This is a genomic window from Anabaena azotica FACHB-119, from assembly GCF_014697625.1.
Lineage (GTDB): Bacteria > Cyanobacteriota > Cyanobacteriia > Cyanobacteriales > Nostocaceae > Trichormus > Trichormus azoticus_A.
Map to the genome: position 1 here is coordinate 188,933 of NZ_JACJSG010000005.1, position 16,197 is coordinate 205,129.

12 protein-coding genes are annotated in these 16,197 nt (G+C 41.5%); 8 read left to right on the forward strand and 4 right to left on the reverse strand.

Annotation, left to right across the window (positions count from 1 at the left end; genetic code table 11):
• Positions 1-332 precede the first annotated feature (332 nt).
• Positions 333-1,532 (reverse strand): radical SAM family heme chaperone HemW, encoded by a 1,200-nt coding sequence (hemW, locus tag H6G83_RS05310; protein ID WP_190468051.1) that lies wholly within the window; start codon positions 1,530-1,532, stop codon positions 333-335.
• 251 nt (positions 1,533-1,783) lie between these two features.
• Between hemW and H6G83_RS05315 the strand changes: the two genes are divergently transcribed.
• The 3 genes from H6G83_RS05315 to H6G83_RS05325 all read left to right on the forward strand — a co-directional run bounded on the left by H6G83_RS05315 (position 1,784) and on the right by H6G83_RS05325 (position 3,701).
• Positions 1,784-2,860 (forward strand): PIN/TRAM domain-containing protein, encoded by a 1,077-nt coding sequence (locus tag H6G83_RS05315; RefSeq protein ID WP_190468054.1) that lies wholly within the window; start codon positions 1,784-1,786, stop codon positions 2,858-2,860.
• A gap of 6 nt (positions 2,861-2,866) precedes the next feature.
• On the forward strand, positions 2,867-3,055 hold the full coding sequence (locus H6G83_RS05320) for a hypothetical protein (protein WP_190468057.1): 189 nt from the start codon (positions 2,867-2,869) through the stop codon (positions 3,053-3,055).
• Positions 3,056-3,212: 157 nt separating this feature from the next.
• On the forward strand, positions 3,213-3,701 hold the full coding sequence (locus H6G83_RS05325) for a DUF1499 domain-containing protein (protein WP_190468060.1): 489 nt from the start codon (positions 3,213-3,215) through the stop codon (positions 3,699-3,701).
• Between the two features lie 395 nt (positions 3,702-4,096).
• Here H6G83_RS05325 and H6G83_RS05330 read toward each other — a convergent pair whose 3' ends face one another.
• A complete protein-coding gene (locus H6G83_RS05330) occupies positions 4,097-4,477 on the reverse strand; it encodes a CU044_2847 family protein (RefSeq protein ID WP_190468063.1) in 381 nt (126 codons plus the stop codon).
• A gap of 140 nt (positions 4,478-4,617) precedes the next feature.
• Between H6G83_RS05330 and H6G83_RS05335 the strand changes: the two genes are divergently transcribed.
• From H6G83_RS05335 to H6G83_RS05355, 5 genes are all read left to right on the forward strand, one after another.
• A complete protein-coding gene (locus H6G83_RS05335; RefSeq protein ID WP_190468066.1) occupies positions 4,618-8,094 on the forward strand; it encodes an nSTAND1 domain-containing NTPase in 3,477 nt (1,158 codons plus the stop codon).
• 27 nt (positions 8,095-8,121) lie between these two features.
• On the forward strand, positions 8,122-8,460 hold the full coding sequence (locus H6G83_RS05340; protein WP_190468068.1) for a hypothetical protein: 339 nt from the start codon (positions 8,122-8,124) through the stop codon (positions 8,458-8,460).
• 113 nt (positions 8,461-8,573) lie between these two features.
• The gene (locus H6G83_RS05345; protein WP_190468071.1) at positions 8,574-8,717 is read left to right on the forward strand and encodes a hypothetical protein; all 144 of its coding nucleotides are present in this window, start codon (positions 8,574-8,576) and stop codon (positions 8,715-8,717) included.
• Positions 8,718-8,921: 204 nt separating this feature from the next.
• Positions 8,922-9,344 (forward strand): DoxX family protein, encoded by a 423-nt coding sequence (locus H6G83_RS05350; protein WP_190468074.1) that lies wholly within the window; start codon positions 8,922-8,924, stop codon positions 9,342-9,344.
• Positions 9,345-9,800: 456 nt separating this feature from the next.
• On the forward strand, positions 9,801-10,430 hold the full coding sequence (locus tag H6G83_RS05355; RefSeq protein WP_190468078.1) for a nucleotide exchange factor GrpE: 630 nt from the start codon (positions 9,801-9,803) through the stop codon (positions 10,428-10,430).
• 65 nt (positions 10,431-10,495) lie between these two features.
• On the opposite strand, the gene H6G83_RS35150 is transcribed toward H6G83_RS05355, so the two are convergent.
• The gene (locus tag H6G83_RS35150; protein WP_190468081.1) at positions 10,496-15,535 is read right to left on the reverse strand and encodes a choice-of-anchor I family protein; all 5,040 of its coding nucleotides are present in this window, start codon (positions 15,533-15,535) and stop codon (positions 10,496-10,498) included.
• Positions 15,536-15,936: 401 nt separating this feature from the next.
• Complete coding sequence (locus H6G83_RS05365; RefSeq protein ID WP_190468084.1) at positions 15,937-16,074, reverse strand: hypothetical protein; 138 nt, start codon at positions 16,072-16,074, stop codon at positions 15,937-15,939.
• Between the last annotated feature and the right edge of the window lie 123 nt (positions 16,075-16,197).

Below are 16,197 nucleotides of genomic sequence, written 5' to 3' on the forward strand. Positions count from 1 at the left end.
TTCAATTTGTATTTCAGGTAACAGAGTACAGGGTACAGGTATAGGGTATAGTCTGGAAACCGCTTAAGTATTATGGTTTTAGGGAACATTGCCCACTGACAACTGATAAGGGACTTCCAGATAAAAATCTTTACAATTAGGACTTACGCAAGTGTCATAATTAAACTAACTGTAGGGTGCGTCAGCCCCAATAATTTCGTACAGATTCAAGGATTTTCCACATCTGACGCACTCTACTACTTTGCCAGTTGCGTAAGTCCTGACAATGTAGGTTGCGCTACTTACGATAAACCCTAGCCATACCAAGAAAATCTTCATACTGACGCACCCTACTAACTGTCAACTGTCAACTTACTAAACAAATCTGCTAACACTACATTAGACATTAAAAAACCTTGGGGATCAGTCAACCGCAACCTTTCACCCGCAACTTGCACTAAACCTTGCTGATCATAAGGTTGCAAACACTGGTGAATTTCTTGTATCTTCTGTTCGCCAAACTCTTGGGTAAGTGCGGCTAAACTTACACCCTCAGCCAAGCGTAACCCCAACATTAATGTTTCTAATAACACATCTTCCTTTGGTGTTACTTCCCAATCAATCACACCCTCATTGGCGATCAATTCTTGCACCCATTGGTAGTATTCTTTAGTCTTACGGGGACGAGTAAAGCGTTTCCCTTCTACATAACTCGCCGCACCCATCCCAAAGCCGTAATAAGGGCGATTTTCCCAGTAAACGCGGTTATGTTGACATTGGTGTCCAGGCTTGGCGTAGTTGGAAATTTCATAATGTTGATAACCAGTCGCAGTTAAAACTTGCTGACCCATCTGATACATTTTTACAGTGGCTTCATCGGTAGGTAAGGGGTTGTCTCCTGGTTTGTAATAACGACCAAAGGCTGTCCCAGGCTCAATTGTCAAATCATAGATAGATATGTGGGTGGGTGCAATTTTTACGGCTGTGTCTAGGGAATGTTGCCATTGATCTAAAGACTGATGCGGCAAACCGGAAATTAAGTCTATGCTAAATTCGGGAATCTTAACTTGGTGAATTAAGTCTACAGCTGCAAAAATATCTTTGACCGAGTGCGATCGCCCTGCTAATTTCAACAATTCCTCTTGAAAGGCTTGTACACCCAAACTGACGCGGTTGATACCGACGCTACTATAACTTTTGATATGTGCTAGATCGAATGTGCCTGGATCTACTTCCATAGAGATTTCTGCATCAGAGGTGATCCCAAACCGCTTATCTAGGGTAACAAGTATTTTTTGTAACTGTTGTGCTGATAAGAGCGAAGGCGTACCCCCACCGAAAAAGACGGTCTTGAGGGGTTGACCAAGGATAGGTGTAATGTCAATTTCTTGACAAAGTACATCTACATATTTGGAAATGGTAACAGAAGTCTCTCCGCGCTGGCGATCGCCTACAACAGATATGGGGAAATCACAATAAAAGCATCGCCGTCTGCAAAAGGGAATGTGTACATAGGCAGAACTAGCAAGGCAAAGATCATTAACTTTTTGCATATTTATGAACAAGAATAAACTTAATTAACGCAAAATTAGAAATAATGAAAATAAATTGTTAATTTACAGGTTTCTATCGATTTATGACGTAGCTATGACAAATCAGGAGGTAAATCACTTTGGTTATAATATTTGCAGATATTGCCTGCATAAAACCCTAGTCTAAGTCAATATAATTAGTCTCTCTTACCGATGAAATTAAAAATACTTGACTTTATCAGGTAAAACAGTCGCAGGAACAAACCAAGATCATGCTTGATGCCATTATTATTTTCTCATTCATCCTGGCAGCAGCAGGAATAGGGTTCTACAGCACCGAACTACTACCCGATGGTACGTTAGATCGAGTCACGAATCTAGAAGCATTACGCTTAACCGTTGCTGTCTTTGCCGCCATTATTGGTGGTGCTGTTGGCTTAAGTTTCCAAACGACATACCGTCGCCTAGAAGCTCAAATTCGAGAACTACCTCTGGAAGTAATTTTAACTCGTGCCATTGGCTTAGTGATCGGATTATTGCTAGCCAACTTAATGCTAGCGCCTTTATTCTTACTGCCTATTCCCACCGACTTTAGTTTTATTAAACCATTGGTGGCAGTAGTTGGTAGTATTATCCTCTCTGTCACGGGGATGAATTTAGCCGACACCCACGGGCGGGGTTTATTACGATTTATTAACCCCAATACAGTGGAAACAATGGTCGCGGAAGGGACGCTAAAACCTGCCAATACCAAAGTTTTAGACACTAGTTGTATTATCGATGGTCGCATCGAGGCGCTGTTAGAAACTGGCTTTTTAGAAGGACAAATTATTGTCCCCCAATTTGTATTGTTGGAACTACAGCAAGTAGCTGATGCTAGTAAAGACCAAAAGCGGGTACGGGGAAGGCGAGGATTAGAAATTCTCAACCGTATTAGGGAAGCTTACCCAGACCGCATTTTGATTAATCCATCTGACTATGAAGATATTTCTACAGTCGATGCTAAATTAGTTAGGTTTGCTCAAGAAATCAACGCCACACTCCTCACCAATGACTACAACTTATCAAAAGTTGCCAGCGTGCAGAAAGTGCCAGTGTTAAATGTTAATGACTTGGTAAATGCAGTCCGTCCTACCTATTTACCAGGGGACAACCTCGACTTAAAAATTCTTAAGGAAGGCAAAGAACCCAGTCAAGGCATAGGCTACTTAGACGATGGCACAATGGTTGTCGTTGAGGAAGGTAGCAGTTATGTAGGAGGGGAATTGCGAGTCGTAGTGACTAGCGCCTTGCAAACCTCAGCCGGAAGAATGATTTTTGCCAAACCCCAGGCTTCAGCGTTGGCGTGAGGGATCATGTCAGATGCGAATCGAGTTAAGATGTGCGATCGGTGCAGTTTGACTGCACCGATTTTGTATCGGGTGAAATTTGAGGAAAACGGTAATTGGATTTTCGTCTGTCGTCAATGTTGGGTGGGAGTGAGTGAGAATAACCCCTTTTATGTTTATGGTGGGACGTGGAAGGAGAGGAAGAGGAGGAGATGAGGGAGTGGGGGGAGTGGGGGGAGATGGGGGAGTGGGGGAGGAAAACTAATGACTGTGGACTATGGACTGTGGACTATGGACTGTGGACTATTGACTGTTGACTATTGACTGTTGACTATGGACTAATGACTAATGACCAATTCTGAGGATTGTTAATATGTTCCGTCTGTTGAAAGCGATCGCACAACAATTTTTATTAACTATTGTTTTGGCAACATTCTTCTTGACGAGTAGTGTAATCTTGTCTGTACCTACTTGGGCTGCTGTTTCTGGGTTAGGAGTGAATAACGGTTATCTCAGTGCTTGTCCAGCTTCCCCAAATTGTGTTGTTAGTCAAAATGCTGATCCCAAACACGCCATCGATCCCATTCCTTATCATGTCAGCCGGGATCAAGCAAGAGAAATCTTACTCAAAGTTCTTAGCGTTGTTCCGCGTACAGAGGTTGTAGAACAGACAGATAGTTACATCCACGCTCTTTCTAAAAGCCGCATCTTCAAGTTTGTTGATGATGTAGAATTTTATTTACCTGCTGATGAGTCAGTCATTCATCTGCGATCGGCCTCTCGCATCGGTGACTCAGACCTTGGTGTTAACCGCAGGCGTATGGAACAAATTCGTTTGGCTTTAAAAGATTTAAATATTTAATTTGGTTATTGTTGAATTCAGGGATGATTCTTATAGCCCTATAAAATTAGTAAGATGGGCATCTTGCCCGTCCTACTAATTTTATATGTGGAATAATTTTAAAATATCTAGGACTTACGCAACTGGCATATTTTTTCGTAGGGTGTGTGACGCTGCGAAAATATTTGAACGTAGTAGTGAGACTTGTAGCGTCACGCACCTACCACCAATTGTGACACTTGCGTAAGTCCTGATATCCTTTAAGCTCGACTTTATCCATTTTCTAGTCGATACATAAGCTGAAACCTTTGTATAGCAAAAGTTTTACTTTTCGGATATCACTAAGAATCATTGACATCGAAAAAGTTTTTGCCATTAATTTTGGATAAAGTCGAGTTAGGAGGATGTGTAAAAATTTATTCCTGATTTGCTGAATTTGGTTTCAGTTTTTCTGGAAACTTACACGTAACTTGAATTTCCAAATTGCTTTCGGCAGAACCTTCTGTAATATAAGGAATACCCGCTTTGCCACCCATTTTAATCCCAAATTTGAGGGTTACTTCTTCAATTTCTGCTGCGTGGAAGTCTTTAAAAGCACTAAGTGCATAGAGGGTATAACCTCTAATCATTTGGCGAGCTTGTTGCATTTTAGCGATCGCATCTGTTCGCACATCTTTATATTCTATACCATCATCTGAATCCTCAATTTCAAGATTTGTTTCGGTTGCAGTTAGGCTAATGTCTATCTGCTCAAGTGTTCCGTCTGCCTCGAAAAATATTTGCTGTACGTCTGACATAATCTTCCTTGGGTAAAATTTATTACTGTATAATAATTCTTCTAAAAGACTTCAGCTTGCTAAATTTGAATGTACTAATGTTATCATTAATACTATCATCTACATATGTTTGTCAAAACTATTCTTTCCAGGTATGTTAAATGGCACGGTATGCCCTTGTTATTGGCATCGCTGAGTATGTCAGCCCCTCATTACCGGGTTTATCGAAAACTACGAATGACGCTGAAGCTGTAGCACAATTGCTAGAAAAATATGGTGATTTCCAGTCTGTTCAAAGACTACCGCAGCGTTGGAATAAAGAAAAAAATGGTTATGAAGTTGTCAGTGCAAAAGTTACTGGTGCTAAAATTGGTCAAGAATTGAGAACGTTTTTATTAGAACAAGCAACTAACAATGAAGCGCTAATTTATTTTAGTGGACATGGTTTTACTATTTATGATAATTTAGGTCAACAAACGGGATATTTAGCAAGTTCTGATTGTCAGGTTGAACTGAAGGAAAACCAAATTATTGAACAAAAATATGGAATTTCTCTGGATAGCCTGAATGAATTAATTAGAGATTCACAATTGAGCAGTTTGGTAATGCTACTCGATTGTTGTCATAGCGGTTATTTTCTAGAAAGACAATTAATTGAACGGACATTAACTGCTTTCAGTTCGCAAAAAGATTATTACTTAATTACCGCTTGTCGTGGCTTTGAAAGAGCGGGAGCCATGAAAAGCCAACAATACAGCATTTTCACAAGTGCAGTGATTGAGGGGTTAGCCGATGAAAATGCGGGAAGTAGTGGGAGAATAAGTGGCGATCGCTTATTTGATTTTGTTAGCCAAGAACTCAAAGGTTCAGTACAGGAACCTATTCGCATGGGTTGGGGACGTTCGATTACCCTAGTGACATATCCCCAAATCGATATTTCTACAGAAAATACAGTTGCTTTTGACCAAGAGAATCCCTATCGTGGACTGTATGCTTTTGAAGCAGAGCAAGCAAAATATTTCTGTGGACGAGAACAAGCAGTCCGCACCTTAATTTCGCGCCTAGCAGATAGCCGTTTTGTGGCTGTCATCGGCTATTCAGGTAGTGGAAAATCTTCTTTAGTCAAAGCTGGATTACTACCACAATTAAAAAGCGATCGCCTACCTGGAAGCAGTCAATGGGAAATAGCATCCTTTACCCCCGGAGAACATCCTCTAGGTAAATTAGTAGATATCCTATCTCGACAGCAACAGCAAAATCAACCCTATGTATTGTTAATTGATCAATTTGAAGAAATATTTACTCTTTGTCAAGACGAGGCAGAACGCCAAGCTTTTATCAATTTAATAGTACAAGAAGTCAACAAAAATGAAGTAGAAACAAGAATAATTGTCACCATTCGTGGTGATTTTTTAAATCGATGTGCTGAATATTCAGATGTTGTTTCTCTGATTAACAGCGTCCCTCCTACATCATTTATTGTGACACCGATGTCTGTTTCTGAGTTAGAAGAAGCAATTGAAAAACCAGCAAAATTGCATGGCGTGGATTTTGAAGCTGGTTTACTCTCACAAATTATTGCTGATGTTTTAGGACAACCGGGAGCATTACCTCTGTTACAATATGCTCTCAAGGAGCTATGGCGAATTTGTATTGAAGTGCCAGAATCACCACAGCCACTTTTGACTCGTCAAGGTTATCAAGAAATAGGTGGAGTTAAAGGCGCATTAGATAAACGAGCCACAATTTTCTATCAAAGTTTAACACCTGTAGATCAAGAATTTACGCGCCATCTATTTATGGAATTGGTGCAATTAGGCGAAGCTGGGGAAGTAACCCGAAGGCGTATAAGTTGGGAGAAATTAACAGCAGTTGCAGATTCACCACAGCAACTACAAAAAGTGGTAGGATTGCTAGCAGGTTCTCAACAACGCTTAATTATTACTGATGAAAGAACTGTAGAAGTTGCTCATGAAGCACTATTATCTGAGTGGAAATTACTCAATAGTTGGGTTGCAGAAAATCGAGAAAATATTCGTCTCAGTCGCGCTTTAGAAGAAGATTGTCAGGAGTGGCGAGAAAGTTTTAATAAATCTGATGATGCACTGTTAACTGGGGCAAAGTTAGCTGTGATTTCTGAATGGGTAAATAAGCATCAGCCAAGATTGATCCCAGAGGAAGCAGAATTTTTGCGTAAGAGCATTGAAAGACGTGAGCAAGAAATAATAGCAGAGCTTGAGCAGGAAAAAAAATTGCGGGAAGCATCTGAAGCTAAAGCCAAAGCTGAGTCAGAAAAGCTGCATGAGGCTAAAGCAAAAATAAAAGCTGAAAAGCAAAGAACTTGGGCTTTAGTATGGCTATTATGTTCATTTATAGCATTTGGAGTAATATTGTTTAAAAGCCAGAAGAGTGAAGTTAAACAGGCAAAGATAGGAGAATTAACAGCGTTAACTTTAGTATCTAAAACGTTTTTTGACTCTCAAGATCAGTTATCAGCTTTACTCAAGACTGTGGAAGCACTAGATTTGATGAAAGAAATAAACTTAGAAGATACTATTGATATCGAATCAAGTGAAAAAATCCTATTGGGAGCAAGAGAGCGAAATCGACTGGAAAGGCACATCAAAGCAGTTACTAGCATTAACTTTAGTCCTGATGGCAAAAAAATAGTTTCCGCTAGTTATGACAAAACGGTAAAATTATGGGATATCAATGGAAAAATGCTCCAAAATATGCAGAGGCATAAAAGTAGAGTTTATAGCGTTAAATTCAGTCCGAAAAATAATATGATAGCCTCAGCAGGCGCAGATAGAAAAATTATTCTCTGGGATGAAAATGGTAATTATATAAGGAGTTTAGAAAAACAAAAAGATGCTATATATGATATAGCATTTAGCCCAGATGGTAATTTTCTTGCTTCTGCGAGTAGGGACAAATCTATTATTCTGTGGAATGCAAAAAATAATATTTTTAACAAACAGTATATAAGTGATCACCTGATTCGACGTATTGATTTTGCTCCTGATAGTAAACATATTGCTTTTACAGATGAGAAATTTGTAAAAATATGGAATATCGAAACTGGAAGAGTTACAATCATGGGAGAACATTCAGGTCTAATCAGTTCTATAAAATTTTCCCCGAAAAATAACTTTCTTGTATCTAGTGATTACGATGGAGAAATCAACATATGGAATATAGCAAGATTAGATAATTTAGAGAATCAGCAACCTGTAAAAACATTCAATACCGAACACAAGGACAGTCTAAATAATATAAGTGTAGATGCTGAAGGGAAAAGAATTGCTTCTGCCGGGGGGGATGGATTAATTAAAATATGGAATTTCAATGGTCAATTATTAGATAGTATTGAAGCACATAAAAATGCTGTAGAAGAAGTGAATTTTAGTCCTGACAAAAATAGCCACTTAATTGTTTCTGCTAGCGATGATACAACAGTGAAATTATGGTTTATTGGTAAACCAAATTTACCTAATAAATACAACAACAAAGTAGATAAATTACTTTTGTATAATTGTGATATACTACAAGGATATCTTAAGAATGGCTTGTTCAAGCAAGACGATGGTACTTTCTTAAAAGTTAAGAAAATTTGTCAAAACTATATCTCTTCGTAGAACATTTAAGCTTTTTATAAAAAAATGATGAACATTGAGCAAATAACAGAGGCAATATTGCAAATGACAGTATCTTCTGAATACTCGTTAGAAAACATAGAAGAGGGAAATAATGAAGATGAAATAAAGACTAGAAGAAAAAAAATTCAAGAAAGATTAATGCTACTACCTGGTATTGACCAAAAATCAGAAGAACCACTTGGAGGAGGATGCCTGGGATGTGAAGAAAATGATCCAGAGTGTTGTAGACAAAGGCTTCGTATGATTATAGAAAAACTCTCAGAAACATCTGAGAATATAAAAATAAAAGATTTTGACGAAATTATGAATTTGATAGAAAAAAACTATCATGACCAAGAAATTTAAGAGCTAATATTAATAGCTGTCTAGTTTTATAAGCTCGAATTTATCTATTTTTTTATTTATGCGATCGCCCATTAGACGATGGCATAAAGCCTGGACATTAGACACATGAGTGCATGACATCATATCAGCATATTGTTGCTTCTCTCGAACCAAGGGCAAAACAAGATTTGAGTAATGCTTTACCGGGTTTTCTGAGACAACTTATTTCTGCAACTTCCCAACTTATAGCTCAATACGGTTCAGATAAGAATAATTAACCGCCGATAAACGCCGATAAACGCCGTACCCGTTGGGAACCGTTGGCGCAGCCTCTCGAAGAGAAGGAAGAAATCAGGATGTTAAATCAAATTTGCCATTCTATCTAGTCTTAACGGGACTGTATTGACTTATAGCTAACTTTAGGTAGAAGTGCGATCGCAAAGCAATCCCTACCATGTGGTCAGTACACTCTCTATCTGTCTATGTCTTCTGTAATTGACCAAGCCTATCACCGTAAAGAACTACTCCGGGGGATTTTTGCCGTGTGTCTCATCATCGTTGGCATAACTCATTTTCTCCGACCAGAGCAATATGCCCGAATTGTCCCGCCACCATTTCCGCCTTTCACATCAGTTTACCTTAGCGGTGTTTTGGAAATTCTCGGTGGCATTGGTTTAATGATTCCCGCCGTTAGTGTTGCAGTCGCATGGGGATTGATTTCTTTATTTATTGCTGTCTTCCCTGCTAACATCTATATGACTATCCACAATATTCAAGTCGATGGCATTCCTCACAACCAATTACTCTACATTGCCAGATTACCATTTCAGGCAGTTTTGATTGCTTGGGCATATTGGTACACTCGCCCAGATAGGCAACAGGGGATAGGGGACAGGCAACCATAGAGCTAAATTGCTGGCTGTATAAGCTTCATAGCCTCCTTAGAGGATGTTTGAAAAGGTGCAAAATATACTTAAGACCCCTCTCCAAACCTCTCCCCGACGCGGGGAGAGGCTTTAAAATCCCCATTTCCTTGTAGGGAAGGGGGGTTAGGTCTTTAAGATTTTGATGTCAGCAATAATACTTTTCAAACAACCTCCTAAACCTCTTTGATCAAAGCTCTGTTTATTGCCAATAAAACCGACAATGTAAACCCACATTTTATTAAAACATAATGTGGGTATTTACTGTATTAAAATTATGAGGATTGTAAAATATCCAAAGGCTTTAGATGGGAAATTTACGCAATTAAAAAAACTGAATATACATTAGTTAATGATACTACAAAGTCAATCAACCCCATCCCCAACTACAAGATTGGGCGAACAAAACCTTACCGATGTTATCCACAGAAACTTCCCGTGTCTGAATCACCCTCACTTTACCTGCAACTTACCAATTGGCTGAAATCCAAATTTTTGGGTATTCAGCCGGAAATATCCCCATCTTCCCAAGATGTAACTGCATTCATCGCCAACCGTTACTTTCTCACTCAAGAACAACGTGACTGGTTAATACAAGAGTTTGGCAGTTTACAAAAGCAAAACACTGTACTCCAGCAATCCTTAAGAGAACAACAAACTCAAGCTACCGCCTATACAGAAGATTTATTATTAGAACTTTTAGAAGTTACAGATGCACTCGAAGCCCTATTAAAATACTTAGAAAATAACCAAGATCCCAGCCCAGAATTTATCCAGCACTTACCCAAATCTGTCGGCGCAGTTAATCGTAAATTTCTCAGTGTACTAAGCAAACGTCAAGTTAAACCTATAGAATTGCACAGTGACCAACCCGATTTTAATTACTGTCGAGTAGTAGACCGGGAAATTAGAAACGATGTAGAAGACCAAACAATTATTCAAGTTGTCCGTCAAGGTTTTCTCATCGGTGAAAAAGTTTTACGACCTACAGAAATAATTACATCTAAATCAGAACAAGGTACTGGGGACTGGGGACTGGGGACTGGGGACTGGGAACAGGAAAAGTAGGGTGGGCATTGCCCACCATATCATGATTTTGGTAAGCAATACCACTGACAAATGGCGAATTGATATTACACCAAAACGTTTGTACCGATCGCTAAATTATTCGCACTCACCCCATTCAAAGTTACTAACGTACTAAAAATTGCCCCACCTACTGCGCCATTTTGGTCAATCTGTACCAAAGTATTGCTACCTGATTGAACCAATCTTAAATAGTCGCTGGTAACAGAAGTTACACCCAAAGATTGGAATGCACCGCGTAAATCCAGAATGTCTTGATTGGTGGTGAAATCAGTTATGGTATCCGTCCCTTCATTAAAGGCATTGTAGACAAAGCGATCGCTTCCGCTTCCACCAGTCAAGGTATCCTTACCCAATCCACCTATTAAGGTATCGTTACCATTGCCGCCGTTGAGAGAATCAGCACCAGCACCACCCCAGATTACATCGTTACCATTGCCACCTATTAAGGTATCATTTCCTCGGTTGCCATACAAGACATCATCACCATTGCCACCGTTAATGGTGTCGTTACCGCTTTTACCATTGAGGGTGTCTTGACCATTACCACCATTTAAAGTGATACCTACCTCAATATTAAATTGGGCAACCACCGGGTCATGGTCACTGACTTGATCCGCAAACTCAGAGTTGATGTGAACCACATCATAGCCATCCAGTAGGGAGGATAAATTGTCACTCACCAGGATGTGGTCTAGTGCTTGCGCGTTGCCCTGAAAGTTATAGGTATAGCGCTCGTTCTCTGGTAAGGTTTCAGTTAGAGTATTTAAGCCACCACTTTCTAAAGTGCTGACTGGTTGGGAAAACTCAAAGTCGTTCAAATCACCCGCCACAATCACATTAGCGTTGGGATTTTTTGATAAGATGCCTTGAACATAGTCTTTAACAATGGTGGCTTGTTGATTGCGTTGAACTTCGCTGGTGAGGTTGGGGGGTTGGTTGGGGCCATATAACGGTTGATCACCACCTTTAGAATTAAAGTGATTCCCTACCACCGTGACTATTTCACCATTAAAGAAGAACTGACCCACTAATGGTTTGCGGCTATTGGCGAAAGCATCTCCATCTTCCAAGTTGGTATCGGTTATCCGTCTTAAAGAACGTTCTATAAAGCGAACCCGGTTAGGGTTGTACAGGAAGCCGACGCGGATGTTACCTCCAGGTTCTCCGCCGTCCTGGTCATCAACAGGGTTGATTTGCCGATATTCGTAGGTGGGGCCGCCAGCCGCCGCGATCGCATCAATCAATTTTTGGTAAGTAGCGCTAGCATCCACGACGCTATCGTTGGTTGGGCCGTTGTTATCTTGAATTTCTTCCAAACTGATGATGTCAGGCGATCGCAAATTATTCACAATTGCATTTGCTATGGCATTAAATTTCGCATCACCATCACCAGGGTCGAGATTTTCTACGTTGAAGGTAGCCACAGTCAATTGAGTAGCGCTACCAGTGAGATTTGTGACTTCTTTTTGCAGTGGTGATGGTTGTACTACCGTTGGGGAAGAGGCGGTTAGCACTTCATAATTATTAAAATCATAACTAACCACACCTGTAACATTACTGAGTTTTGCCCCTACATTCACATCTGGTAAAGTCACAGCCCCATTAATCAAATCATCGATTTGTATCCGTTCTGGGTTGAAATCGGTGGATGTAATCAAGCTACCACCGCGCGATGTGCGGCTAGTGGCGTTTGCCCCATTGTCTGCTAGCACCCAGATTTCTTCCGATGTCCCAAAATTGCCAGTGGGGGAAGTTGCCACTGGATTGTTAATCTGAACTAGCATCCCTTCCACGCTTTCGTAGAAGTCGATACCTTCATTGATGGGGTCAAAATCGCCCCCTGTTTCTACATTGCCTTGGGTGGTAAAGTCGTTGTTAATTGTCTGAGTTGGTATCGTCCGCCCACCATTACCCAATACAGTCGGGGTAATTGTGGTAGTGGGTGCATCTGTCCAAGCACTCACAGTCAACGATTGCACATTGTTGTTATTACCGATTTGGGTAACAGTCAAGTTATTAGCACTACCACCTGGACGAAACTCGGAAACCGTCCCACTCACCAACACAGCCTCTCCCACCCGACGGGCGCTGAGAATGGACGAGTTACTGCCTGTGAAAACAAATATCCCTTCAGAGGTTGCCAAATTGTCGTCGGGATTGGGGTCTTGGATGTAGAAACCGTTAGCGGCGATCGCTGTAACAATACCCTGAACATTTCTGACACCCCGTCCATTGAAAGGGGAAATATGACTGCTGCCTTGAATCTCACTAATTCGCACAGGCGGTGTAAATTCAAACACAGCTACAGTTTTACTAACTTCATTTGTTGTTACCAACAACGCTTTTCCTGTGGGACTATCAGCAGCCGAGATAAATGTTAAACCTTCAATGCCAATATCTTCTGGTGTATTGATATACTCAATAAATTGCGGACTATTGGGGTTAGTAACTTCGTAAACAATGATATCTCCCGTGCGTTCTAACCCGATGAAAGCGTAGGTGCGATTATTTACCACACCAACCACAACTCCCTCTGGTTCAGGGCCTTTATTGTCGCTACGGCTATCAAAGTTAGGGGAAGTAAAGCTACCATCAGAGTTAAACAAACTAGGCACTTGAGTAGCCGTAATTCGCTCGAACTGATCGCCGCTATCAAATACCCGATTACCGTTGCTGTCCCAGATAGAAAACGATCGCCCACCAAATGCCTCAATGCGGTCAAAATCCCCATCCCCATCGGTGTCACCTGTAGCATTCGTCACTGTGAGCCGTCCCAGGTTAGCATTTTGCTTCAAAGTTGCCCCATCAGCAAAGGTAGTCGCATCGAGGGTATAGCTATTGCTACCTACCCGTACCTCTTCACTAAAACCAGTGTAATCACGGGCATCGCCTTCATTGGCGGTAATATAATAGGTTTGCCCATTCACCGTATAACTAGCGATCGCATCTGGTTGATACAACCCAGACACGGGAACTTGACGAGTATTAATACCATTATCGCGATCGCTGGGGTCTATGCCATTCCCTGGTAAGCTGTGGTCTTTTCTCCCCAAGGGTTTAATCTCAGTCACTGTGGCTGTGGCAATATCGACAATTGCCAGAGCGTTGTTTTCTTGCAAGGTGACATAAGCTTTTGTCCCATCTCCAGAAAAAGCGATATATTCGGGTTCCAAATCTTGAGCGACGGTAGCACCCGGCCCAAAAATCCGTACACCAGATGCTCTCAAGCTATCAATTTGACTGTTAAATGCAGTGAAACTAGCAGTTTGCACCGTGGCATTAGCCACCCCATTTTCCAAGTTAATAATGCTCACAGACCCTTCTGGGTCAAAAGAATTAGCTTGTCCGTAGCTGTTGGGTTCTCCTTCGTCTGCCGTTAACACTTTCTTCCCATCGGGTGTAAACGTTAACATATCTGGCAGGTAGCCTACTTGTACCGACTTCAAGAAGGAACCATCAGCCGCATTGAAAAAGGCAACTTGTCCGGGAAGTTGAGCGCCGGTTGTGGTGTTGCGAACTGCATAGGCAACTGCCACCGTTCCATTATTGACTGCCACACTGTTAGGAATTATTTCCGTACCAACCGGCGCAGTCAAGCCAGGATTCAAACTACCTACGGCTGTCAGCGCTCCGGTGTTACTGATGCTGTAGATTTCAACGGTATTACCTGCGACTACGAATAAGCGATCGCTCACCGGATCAAAGGCGGAAATCTCCGCCCCATTGGCACTAGTAAAGCTACCAACTTTCTTAAGTGTACCTGCGGTATTATCGGCAATGGTAACGGTGGCATTAGCTACACCCAAATCGTAGCTGACTCCATCCACTAAGGTAAGGGTGACAGTTTCGTTACCTTCGGTTGTCGCATCGTTCACTGGGGTAATAGTGATTGTAGCGGATGCTTGTCCCGCAGGAATAACCACTGAACCAGTCAGCCCGTTATAATCGATACCATTCGTCGCCGTACCGCCCACCGTGTAAGTCACCGTCAGCGCGGCGGTAGTATCTCCGGTGCGGGTAAGGGTGAAGCTACCCTTGTTAACGGTGGTGCTAGATTCTGCGGCGTTGGCATCAGTTGCTGTAATACTGACTGTAGGTACTTTTGGGGTATCGTTATCTGTAATTGTGATGTTTCGAGTTGTGGTAGTCCCCAAAGCAATACCCGCAGAAAGATTGCTAATTGTCAGCACAGCCGTTTCCGTGCCTTCAACCAACACATCATCCACAACAGTCAAGGTGACAGAACCGGAAGTTTGTCCATTAGGAATTGTGATGATTGTGTTACTAAGGCTGTAGTCACCTGCGGTAATCCCAGTTCCCCCCACCCCAAGGGTGATAGTTTGATTACCTACCACTGCACTAGAAGCGGTGACTGTAATAGTAATTACCGTTTGACCAGCTTCCGAACCTGTATTAGTACTGAGTGAGAGATTAACTGAGGGGGTAGTAGAACCAACAGTAAAGGCAACGGCGCTAAAAGGCAAATCTGGGGTAGTATTATCAAGACTCTGATCACCAGACCCATCTTGTGTTACCCAATTTGCTGCATTATTGATGAGTGGCAAATAGCTACTAAAGCTAGCTTGTCCACCGCGAGTTCCTACGTAGGCGGCAATATCTGCCCCTGTGTCAACGGTAGATAAATCAAGGGCGTTGACTCCCGCGCTTAAGCCTGTATTCGTCAACAGTCCAGTTGTAGAAGTAAATCCACTGTTGGCGATCGCAGTAATAAAGGTGGGAGAGCTAGCATCACCTTGATATACGTAAATTACCTCATTATCAGCAGCAATCCCGCGATTGCTTCCCCGTCCAGATACAGGCGTGACAACTGTCCCAGTGCTAGCGGTAATAGTACCTGAGCCAATATTATCAATTCGCACAATCGTACCAGCCGGAACTAGACTTGTTGCCGTCCAGCTAAATGCACCCTCGTTAGTGTCATTAAAGCTAGTACCGTTCCACTCGTTGTCCTCAAAAATAAGCACTTCACCGGGATTAATGTCCGTTAGTGCAACAAACGCAATATTATCATTGCCATCTGCGTTAAACCCAACAAATGCAATGCTTCCTATTGTTAGTGCCATGAGTAATTCTCCATGAAAGATTGATGTTTGATGACGTAATGTACAGCCCTACTTGCAGTGAATAGATCGCTGTAAAAAAGAAGAAATTACACATGAAAAAAACAGCACAGCAGATTTCCCTTGTACTTATCCTGTTTATGTAAAATTACAGATAACTGAGGTATTTTTTTAGCAGTTATCCCCATCAAACTGTCACAACAGAATTAAGAAAAGATTAAACAATAATTAAATAATATGGAAATCAGCTAAATCTTCACAGAAAGCTTATTTAACAGGACTTACGCACCAAGGTTATCTGTTGAAACAGGGTGTAGGGGGGTAAGGGTGTAAGGGTGTAAGGGTTTTAAAGATTTACACCCCTATACCCCTACACCCTTGCCCAAACCCTTAATTTTTCGTTTTTATGCGTAAGTCCTATTTAAGAAGCAATGTATAGCAAATTGAGAAGGCGATCGCACTTGGGCAAGAAATGACGACAAGAAGTCGCACAAAGCAATCTGGGTGCGATCGCCAAAATCCAAACAAGATTGAGAAGACACAGCCAAAACCTTAACCTCTAGCCTCTAACCGCTCTGACTTTTCACATCATGTGGAAAAGCTAACGCCAGACCTAACCCCCCAGCCCCCTTCCCTACTAGGGAAGGGGAAGAAATTAAAGCCTC

What these genes read in the sequence shown, in the direction of transcription:
- hemW (WP_190468051.1), bottom strand. Translation starts at nt 1,532, where the DNA reads ATGCAAAAAGTTAATGATCTTTGCCTTGCTAGTTCTGCCTATGTACAC.
- H6G83_RS05315 (WP_190468054.1), top strand. Translation starts at nt 1,784, where the DNA reads ATGCTTGATGCCATTATTATTTTCTCATTCATCCTGGCAGCAGCAGGA.
- H6G83_RS05320 (WP_190468057.1), top strand. Translation starts at nt 2,867, where the DNA reads ATGTCAGATGCGAATCGAGTTAAGATGTGCGATCGGTGCAGTTTGACT.
- H6G83_RS05325 (WP_190468060.1), top strand. Translation starts at nt 3,213, where the DNA reads ATGTTCCGTCTGTTGAAAGCGATCGCACAACAATTTTTATTAACTATT.
- H6G83_RS05330 (WP_190468063.1), bottom strand. Translation starts at nt 4,477, where the DNA reads ATGTCAGACGTACAGCAAATATTTTTCGAGGCAGACGGAACACTTGAG.
- H6G83_RS05335 (WP_190468066.1), top strand. Translation starts at nt 4,618, where the DNA reads ATGGCACGGTATGCCCTTGTTATTGGCATCGCTGAGTATGTCAGCCCC.
- H6G83_RS05340 (WP_190468068.1), top strand. Translation starts at nt 8,122, where the DNA reads ATGAACATTGAGCAAATAACAGAGGCAATATTGCAAATGACAGTATCT.
- H6G83_RS05345 (WP_190468071.1), top strand. Translation starts at nt 8,574, where the DNA reads ATGACATCATATCAGCATATTGTTGCTTCTCTCGAACCAAGGGCAAAA.
- H6G83_RS05350 (WP_190468074.1), top strand. Translation starts at nt 8,922, where the DNA reads ATGTCTTCTGTAATTGACCAAGCCTATCACCGTAAAGAACTACTCCGG.
- H6G83_RS35150 (WP_190468081.1), bottom strand. Translation starts at nt 15,535, where the DNA reads ATGGCACTAACAATAGGAAGCATTGCATTTGTTGGGTTTAACGCAGAT.